The following is a 7,049-nucleotide window of genomic DNA, read 5'->3' on the forward strand; positions in this document are numbered from 1 at the left end:
GCCGCACCAGGGGCACTGGGTATAGCCGCTGTAGGCGGCCTGACCCTCGGTCTCGGTCTGCGGCGGCTTGGCCAGCAGGATGCCGAGCTTGGACTTGTCGATGGCGGCGACATCGGCCGGATCGGTCCTGGTGCCGCGCTTGATGCTCAGTTCGTTGCTCATGATGAAGATCCCCATGGTCTCAGGTTGAACAGTACCGGTTCGGGGCGCCTGTGCTGTATCGCCCTGACCTGAGATCAATCTACGCCCCGGGTGCGCCGAAGAAAGTGAGCAAGCTCACACCGATGCCGGGTGCCTTGTGACGGCCATCACCTTTCCGCCGGGTGATCCGGCCGCCGAAAGGCGCGGCGAAAATGTCGCACCGCGGAAGATTAGCGATCCGGGGAATCCCAAACTGGGAATAACGCCGGAGGTGCCGTGGCGCCCGGAAGTAAGGCCAAAGAAGTTAAGGTTAACGGGATGGGGGCAGTCAGAATACCCTTTTGAAGGGCTGCGGGTAACGGCCCGTGCCGGCCTATCCAACCAGATTGGTGGAAGCATAGGCGGGTAGCCTCTATTCCGGCGGTGTTCGTAATCGAATTGAGCAGGCGTCCGTCACACAATCCTGTTCGTGAAGCATCCAGGCTCGCAGATCGGTTCCGACAATGAAATCGGGATGGATACTGACGATGCGGGAGTTGTTGTCTCAAGTATGGTGGGTCTATCCCCCAAATTGGAGGCAGCTGTTTTTGACGATCCAGGCGGCTTGGGGCACCCAAGTCACATTAGGGCACAGTGCCAAGTGCTGACGAGGCGGGAAAAAATGAAACACGGACAGCGTGGACCTTTCAGGTCTGTATCGGGCGGGCGGCTTAAGGTCGTGCTTTCCTCGACGGCGCTGGTCTCGACCCTGGCGGTCGCGACCTGGAGCTCCGCACAGGATGCGGTGCCTGTTTCCGGCGACCAGTTCGGTTACGGGAACGATGCGGTCGCCGGGGTCAATGGCAAGTTCGACCTTCTGGGCGGCGGCGACGATAACGGCGCGCTCTACGGTGGGACCGCCTCGGTGGCGCTTCCGATCGGTCACAGCTTTGGCTTCCAGGTCGATGCCGTCGCTGGCGTGGTCGCCGACGAGGCGGGCTTCGCTGGCGGCGCCGCCCAGCTCTTCTACCGTGATCCGCAGCAGTTCATGGTCGGCGCGGCCGGTGGCGGTTACTACGTCGAAGGCATGAAGCAGTATGCGGTCGCCGGTATCGCCGAATACTATCTCGACAATGTGACCCTCGAAGGTCTTGCCGGGTATCAGTGGGGCGATGTCGTCGAGGACAGCTTCTACGGCCGCGTGGGCGCCTCGATCTATGTCAATCCGAACCTGCGCCTCGGTGCGGGTGTCGCCTATGCCGAAGACACCGGTGTTGGCGGCGATGTCGGTATCGAAGCCTTGCTCACGGATGTGCCGGGCGTTGCCCTGTTCGCCACGGGCATGTTCGACGAAGACGGCGCGACCGGCTTCGGCGGCGTCCGCTTCTACCTCGCCCCGTCGACCAATCTGGTCGACACCAACCGCACCAAGCAGGCTTCGGGCGGCGCGACGCTGATCGATCTGCAGCGGACGGGCATTCTGCGCAACAACCTCTTCAACACGGTCGGCTCGGGCTTCGGCCTGCGTCAGATCAGCCGGGCCGGCGGTGGCGATCTGCCGATCGGCGGTGGCGGTTCGGGCGGCGGTAATGGCGGCAACGGCGGTGGCGGCGGTGGCGGTGGCGGCGGCGGTGGCGGTGGCGGTGGCGGCGGTGGGGCCGATGGCTCCAACGGCCTGATCGACACTGTCCAGGACGTTGTCGGCAACCTGCTGGACGGCACGCCGCTGGCTCCGGTCGCCGATGCGGTCGATACGCTCGTCGATCCGGAAACCGGCGCCCTCGCGCCGCTCACCGGGCCGCTGAATGACGTGACCGACAGTGTCGTCAATGCGCCGCTTTCGCCGGTGAACGACATCGTCGACGCCCTGGCGGGCAGCAGCGACTCGTCCCTCGGCGGCGTCCTCGACGGCGTGCAGGACACGGTCAGCCAGGATGCCAACAGTGGCGATTACAACGGCGGTCTGATCGACCTCGTGCAGGACGTGGTCGGCAATCTCGCCGATGGCACGCCGCTGCAGCCGCTGGCCGATGGCGTCGACATGCTGGTCGATCCGGAAACCGGTGCCCTGGCGCCGCTGACCGGTCAGCTGAACGCCGTCACCAGCGTCGAGGACAACGCACCGCTCGCCGGCGTGACCGAGATCGTCGATGCCCTGGCCGGGACCAATGGTTCGGTCCTCGGCTCGACCACCAATGGCGTGCAGGATCTGGCCAGCCAGAACGCCGACAGCGGCAATGTGAACGGCGGCCTGATCGACACGGTCCAGGACGTCGTCGGCGATCTGCTGAACGGCACCCCGCTCGAGCCGCTGGCTGGCGCGGTCGACATGCTGGTCGATCCGACCACCGGTGCCCTGGCGCCGCTGACCGGTCAGCTGAACGATGTTTCCAGCATCGGCGGCAACGGCCCGCTGGCTTCGGTGACCGAGATCGTCGATGGCCTGGCGGGTCCGAGCAATGGCGAACTCGCCCCGGTCGTCGATGCGGTGAATGAACTGCTCAGCGGCTCGACCCTGAGCGGCGGCCTGTCCACCGGCGGCGCCAACCCGCTGGAAGGCGTTCCGGTGCTCGGTGATCTCGCCGGTGCCCTGACGGGTCTTGCCGGCGGCGGTCTGCCGACCGGCGGCAGCAACCCGCTGGAAGGCGTTCCGGTGCTGGGCGATCTCGTCGGTGCCCTGACCAGCCTTGGCTCGGGCGGTCTGCCGACCGATCCGACCGAAGCCCTCGCGGGTATTCCGGTGGTTGGCGATCTTGTCGGCGCGCTGACGGATCTTGGCGCGGGCGGCTTGCCGACCGGCGGCTCCAACCCGCTGGAAGGCGTTCCGGTGCTGGGTGATCTCGCTGGTGCCCTGACCGGTCTTGCCGGCGGCGGCCTTGGCGGTGGCACCAGTGGCGGCGCGATCTCCGAAGTGCAGGGCATCGTCGGCAATCTGCTCGACGGCACCCCGCTGGCTCCGGTCGCCGACGCGGTCGACATGCTGATCGATCCGACGGCCGGTGCTCTCGCCCCGCTAACGGGTCAGCTGAATAGCGTCACCGATGCCGCGACCGGCCCTCTCGGCCCGGTGACCCAGCTGGTCGATGTCCTCGCCGGCCCGAATGGCGGCGCGCTCGATCCGGTGCTCGATGGCGTGCATGACCTGCTCGCTGGCGACATCGGCCTGCCGGGTGGCGGCTCCAACCCGCTGGAAGGCGTTCCGGTGCTGGGCGACCTCGTCGGGACCCTGACGGACCTGGGCTCGGGTGGCCTGCCGACCGATCCGGCCGCGGCCCTCGCGGGTATCCCGGTGGTTGGCGATCTGGTCAGCGCCCTGACGGACCTGGGCTCGGGTGGTCTTCCGACCGATCCGACCGCGGCCCTCGCGGGTATCCCGGTGGTTGGTGATCTGGTCAGCGCTCTGACGGATCTCGGCGCGGGCGGCCTGCCCGGTCTGCCGGGTGCCGGCAGCAATCCGCTGGAAGGCGTGCCGGTGCTTGGCGATCTGGTCGGTACCCTGACCGGTCTCGCCGGCGGCAGCCTCGGCGGTGCCGGCTCGGTGGGTGCGATCGATGAGGTTCAGGGTGTTGTCGCCAATCTGCTTGGTGGCACCCCGCTGGAGCCGGTCGCCGGTGTGGTCGATACGCTGGTCGATCCGACCACCGGTGCCCTGGCCCCGCTGACCGGCCCGCTCAACGGCGTGACCGACATGGCCTCGGGTCCGCTCGGTCCGGTGACCGGCCTGGTCGACGCGCTGGTCGGCCCGACCGATGGCGCGCTTGATCCGGTGCTCGATGCGGTGAACGGCCTGCTGTCGGGCGATATCGCCGGTGCCAGCTCGCTGGGCGATCTCGGCTCGCTCGCCTCGCTCCTCGGTGGCGGTGGTCTGCCGGACGCTTCGGCGCTCGGCGATATCCCGGTGCTGGGTAGCCTGATCGAGACCCTGACGGGCAGCTTCGATACGGCCAGTAACCCGCTCGGTTCGCTGACCGGCCTGCTGGGCGCCTGATCGGCACCAGTCGACGCATGATGATGGGGGCCGCGGTCATGCCGCGGCCCCTTTTCATTTGTACCGTTGCGTCGTCGAGGTGGTTGGGGAACCCTGTCACCGCCCTGGGCGAAGGAAGCGGAACAGATGTTCGAAAGCGCGGAGATCGGCAACCGGCTGGACAAGGCCGCCTATGATCGCGAAATGCCGCGCCTGCGCGCCCGGCTGATCCATCTGCAGACAGAGTTGATCAATCGCCGGTCGACCGAGGTGCTGATCATCGTCGCCGGTGTCATCGGTGCCGGCCGCAGTGAAACGGCGCATCTCATTGGGGAATTGTTCGATCCGCGTTATGTCGAAGCGGTGCCGGATCAATCGCCGAATGACGAGGAACGATGCCGGCCGGTCATGTGGCGTTTCTGGCGCCAGCTCCCGGCCAAGGGGCGGATCGGGGTCTATTTCGCCGGCTGGTACGGCCCGCCGATGGAAGACCGGCTGAAGCGGCGCAGCGACAAGGCGCATTTCGATATCGAACTCGAGACGATCAAGCGCTTCGAGCAGATGATGGTCGACGAGGGCGCCCTGATCATCAAGTTCTGGTTCCATCTCAGCGCCAGGGAACAGAAGAAGCGTCTGGAAGCGCTGGAAGCCAATGCCGAGACCAGCTGGCGCGTGACCCGGGAAGACTGGAAGCGGTCCCGGGCCTATCGCCGGATCCGCAATATCGCCGAACGGACGGTACGCGAAACCTCGACCGGGGCCGCGCCCTGGTTCGTCATCGAGGGGCTGGACCGGCAATATCGCGAAATCGCCGTCGCCCGCACTCTGGTCGACGAAATCTCCCGTGTCGTCGCGGCCCAGGACGAGGCGGCGGACCATGCGCCGAAGCCTCTCGTCACGCGGAAACCGGCACGGCGCCGGGCGGCTTCGCAGTCCCTCAGCCACCTCGGCAGCACCAATGTGCTCAGCGCGCTCGACCTTGGCCTTCACATGCCGAAGGATGACTACAAGCAGGCCTTGCCCCACTGGCAGGGCCGGCTGGCAAGATTGTCGCGCGACAAGGCATTGCATGGCCACGGCATCATCGCCCTGTTCGAGGGTTATGATGCCGCGGGCAAGGGGGGAGCAATCCGCCGGGTGGCGGAGGCGCTGGACTCCCGATTCTACCGCATCGTGCCGATCGCCGCCCCGAGCGAGGAGGAGAGGTCTCACCCCTATCTGTGGCGCTTCTGGCGCCACATGCCGCCGCGTGGGCAGATGGTGATGTTCGATCGTTCCTGGTACGGCCGGGTCCTGGTCGAGCGCGTCGATCACCTGCTGACCGAGTCGGTTTGGCGCCGGGCCTATGCCGAGATCAACGAACTCGAGCAGGAGCTGGTCGATTCCGACATGATCATCGCCAAATTCTTCATGGTGGTGTCGCCCGAGGAACAGTTGCGCCGCTTTCGCGAACGCCAGAAGGTCGTCTACAAGCGCTACAAGATCACGTCGGATGACTGGCACAATCGCGAGAAACGGGCTGATTATGACGAGGCCGTGATCGAGATGGTGGCCCGGACCTCGACCGAAATCGCGCCCTGGAGCCTGATCGAGGCGGAGGACAAGAATTTCGCCCGCATCAAGGTGTTGCGCACGCTGGTCGAGACTATCGAAAAGAAGCTGGGCTGACCCCCAGGCCGGGAGTCAGCCCTCGCCCTCAGCGGGCGGCGACGCGGCTATTGATATCGTCGAAGGCCGAGGCCGCCAGCGCCCTGCAGGTGACGGCGATTTCCTGTGCCGTCGCCGGGTTGACCTGGAACAGGCGGGAGGCAAGGCCCTGGCGCGTCCGTTCGGCGAGGGCCGTCACCGTCTCGGGCGATGCATCGGCCATGCCGGCGTCGCGCAGACCTTCGATCAACAGGGCATCGGCGCCCGCCTCGGTCGCGGACAGGCGCTGGGCGATACCGCGATAGGCCTCGCGCGCCACCTGCCGGCTGGCGCTGCCCGGAATGTCCGGGGTGACGGCCACGACAGCCGCTTCACGGCATAGCAGATGGGCACCACCAAGGGCGATCTTGTCATTCAGCGGGGCAATGCCCAGAAGGCCGGCCTGGGTCTTGACGAAGCCCGCCGGGGCTTCCGCGGCCAGCGCCGGGACAGCCAGCACGCAGACGGCGGCGGCGAAAGCGAACACGCGCAACATGGAGAACCTCGCAAGCAATGCACAATTTCATGATGCAATGCAGCGAGGCGTGGCGGAATTGCAATATGAGCAAGGCTCGCATGTCCCCCATCCCGGGAATGAACAGATACCCGGAAGGTCGAGCGGCGGTTCCCCATCCCCCCCTCTCCGCCCGGAAGGGCGGGGAGGGGGGGGGGGTGGGTCGTCCTTACGTGTTCTGTCGGTTCTCGATCAGGTCGTTGACGACGGAGGGGTCGGCGAGGGTCGAGGTATCGCCGAGGGAGCCGAACTCGTTCTCGGCGATCTTGCGTAGGATGCGGCGCATGATCTTGCCCGAGCGGGTCTTGGGCAGGCCGGGGGCGAACTGGATGAGGTCGGGGCTGGCGATCGGGCCGATCTCGCGGCGGACCCAGGCGACCAGTTCCTTCCTGAGAGCGTCCGAGGGCTCCTCGCCGGCGTTCAGGGTGACATAGGCATAGATGCCCTGGCCCTTGAGGTCGTGCGGGTAGCCCACGACGGCGGCCTCGGCGACCTTGGCGTGGGCGACGAGGGCGGATTCCACCTCGGCGGTGCCCATGCGGTGGCCCGAGACATTGATCACGTCGTCGACCCGACCGGTGATCCAGTAGTAACCGTCCTCGTCGCGGCGGCAGCCGTCGCCGGTGAAATATTTGCCCGGGTAGGTCGAGAAATAGGTCTGCACGAAGCGCTCGTGATCGCCGTAGACCGTGCGCATCTGGCCGGGCCAGCTGTCGGCGATGCAGAGATTGCCCTCGGTCGCGCCTTCCAGCACCTTGCCGT

The 7,049-nt window shown here is 66.5% G+C and carries 4 protein-coding genes; 2 read left to right on the forward strand and 2 right to left on the reverse strand.

Annotated features, from left to right (window positions below; genetic code table 11):
* The first annotated feature begins 859 nt into the window (after positions 1-859).
* Positions 860-4,108 carry a beta strand repeat-containing protein gene (locus tag WAZ62_RS13645; protein WP_422644084.1) on the forward strand — a complete coding sequence of 1,083 codons (3,249 nt, stop codon included), beginning with the start codon at positions 860-862 and terminating at the stop codon, positions 4,106-4,108.
* Between the two features lie 126 nt (positions 4,109-4,234).
* On the forward strand, positions 4,235-5,755 hold the full coding sequence (gene pap, locus WAZ62_RS13650) for a polyphosphate:AMP phosphotransferase (RefSeq protein ID WP_422644085.1): 1,521 nt from the start codon (positions 4,235-4,237) through the stop codon (positions 5,753-5,755).
* 28 nt (positions 5,756-5,783) lie between these two features.
* Here pap and WAZ62_RS13655 read toward each other — a convergent pair whose 3' ends face one another.
* Together WAZ62_RS13655 and WAZ62_RS13660 are read right to left on the reverse strand one after the other, a co-directional pair.
* Positions 5,784-6,269 carry a hypothetical protein gene (locus tag WAZ62_RS13655; protein WP_422644086.1) on the reverse strand — a complete coding sequence of 162 codons (486 nt, stop codon included), beginning with the start codon at positions 6,267-6,269 and terminating at the stop codon, positions 5,784-5,786.
* A gap of 187 nt (positions 6,270-6,456) precedes the next feature.
* Positions 6,457-7,049, reverse strand: a 593-nt coding sequence (locus WAZ62_RS13660; protein WP_422644087.1) for an AMP-binding enzyme, incomplete at its 5' end; no start/stop codon positions are given.

The organism is Zavarzinia sp. (assembly GCF_049306435.1).
Taxonomy (GTDB): domain Bacteria; phylum Pseudomonadota; class Alphaproteobacteria; order Zavarziniales; family Zavarziniaceae; genus Zavarzinia.

What these genes read in the sequence shown, in the direction of transcription:
- WAZ62_RS13655 (WP_422644086.1), bottom strand. Translation starts at nt 6,269, where the DNA reads ATGTTGCGCGTGTTCGCTTTCGCCGCCGCCGTCTGCGTGCTGGCTGTC.
- pap (WP_422644085.1), top strand. Translation starts at nt 4,235, where the DNA reads ATGTTCGAAAGCGCGGAGATCGGCAACCGGCTGGACAAGGCCGCCTAT.